Annotated in this window: 1 protein-coding gene; it reads left to right on the forward strand. The window is 34.3% G+C overall.

What is annotated here, in order from left to right; genetic code table 11:
* Positions 1 to 158: 158 nt before the first annotated feature.
* Complete coding sequence (locus tag BMY18_RS20635) at positions 159 to 1,451, forward strand: IS30 family transposase (protein ID WP_092458513.1); 1,293 nt, start codon at positions 159 to 161, stop codon at positions 1,449 to 1,451.
* The last annotated feature ends 271 nt before the right edge of the window (positions 1,452 to 1,722 follow it).

Raw genomic sequence — 1,722 nt, forward strand, 5'->3', positions numbered from 1 at the left:
CGTGAATTGAAATTTTAAATTCCATCCCCTATACCATCACTAGTGGAATTTATTTTTACAAATAGCGGTGTGGACGTTAGTCTTACATTGTTCATTGATTATGATATTATTTACATATCCTTATTCAATTAATGCCGGTATAAATGGAGGATACCATTATGGCTAATAATAAACATTTAACTTTGGATGAAAGAATCCTAATTCAAGAAGCTTTAGTAAAAAATAATTCATTTAAGTCTATTGCAAGAGAACTCGAAAAAGACTGTACCACCATCTCTAAAGAAGTGAGAAATCATATCATGTTCAAGAAAAGTGGGTGTATGGGACATGGATTTAATAATTGCAAAAATAAAATAGGCTGTTTTTTCAAAAATCTCTGCGGTAACAGTGATTGTAAGCAAAAGACTTGTAGCAACTGCTCAACTTGTCATATATACTGTGACAATTATGAGAAGCAAGATTGCGCTTCGCTACTCAAGTCACCATATGTTTGCAATGGATGTAAAAAACGTAACAGATGTACCTTGGAAAAGCATATTTACTCTGCCAGTTATGCTCACAGTGAATATGAAGCAATTCGTTCTGAATCCAGAAGTGGCGTAGCAATTCCTTTTGAAGAAATAGCCCGACTTGATTCAATCATTTCACCACTGATCATAAAAGGACAATCGATTCATCACATCTGTGTTAATAATGCAGATGAAATTATGTTTGCTGAGAAAAGTATTTATAACTATATTGATGCAGGCCTTTTTTCTGCCCGAAATATTGACCTTCCAAGGAAAGTAAGACTTCGTCCTAGAAAAAGTAGGCATAATTCCTTTAAGGTTGACAGAACCTGCCGCATCGAACGCACTTATGAAGATTTCCAAACGTTCATATCTGAGCAACCTGATACACCTATCGTTGAAATCGATTCTGTTGAAGGTATCAAGGGTGGAAAAGTTCTTTTGACTATTCATTTTGTAGAAACTCAGTTTATGTTGGCCTTTCTTAGGGATTCAAATACTTCACAATCCGTTATTAACATTTTCGAAAAGTTATACTGGGAGCTTCGACCTGATATCTTTATGAAACTTTTTCCTCTTTGCCTCGGTGATAATGGCAGTGAGTTTTCTAACCCTAAAGCTATCGAATTTGACAAAGAAGGAAATCGACGTACATATGTCTACTACTGTGATCCTTCTGCTCCGTATCAAAAAGGTGCTGCAGAAAACAATCATGAATTAATAAGAAGAGTGCTTCCAAAAGGTACTTCTTTCAATGATTTAACACAGGAAAAGGTTGATTTAATGATGAATCATATCAATTCCTATGGTAGGAAAAAACTATGCGATTTAACACCTTATGAAATGCTTGGAACATTTCATGGCATTGAAGTATTAGAAAAATTGGGAGCAGAACTCATTTCCGCAAATGACATCACCCTGCGCCCAGCTCTTCTAAAATAAAATCAAAAACAAAACCGGCATTAAAATTTGAATTTGGCCTAATACAAGCTCAAAACAGGGGTGGAACTTACTATTTCAAAAAAATAGATATTTTTCTCTCCCGCTTAGCTTCGTCCAAAATTAAACTAAAAGCACTGCTTTTCATCTCTAATTATAACAAAACCACCGGAAAACGGTAGTATAAAACAATAATTTTATAAATTATTTTATTTCTATCCTTAACCGGTGGAATTTAACCTTACAATATGGAATTTAACTTTTCATTCGACCA

Origin of the sequence: [Clostridium] fimetarium (assembly GCF_900111235.1) — a bacterium.
Taxonomy (GTDB): domain Bacteria; phylum Bacillota; class Clostridia; order Lachnospirales; family Lachnospiraceae; genus Clostridium_N; species Clostridium_N fimetarium.

Bases quoted from the DNA above. Each gene is read 5' to 3' on its own strand.
- BMY18_RS20635 (WP_092458513.1), top strand. From the start codon at position 159: ATGGCTAATAATAAACATTTAACTTTGGATGAAAGAATCCTAATTCAA.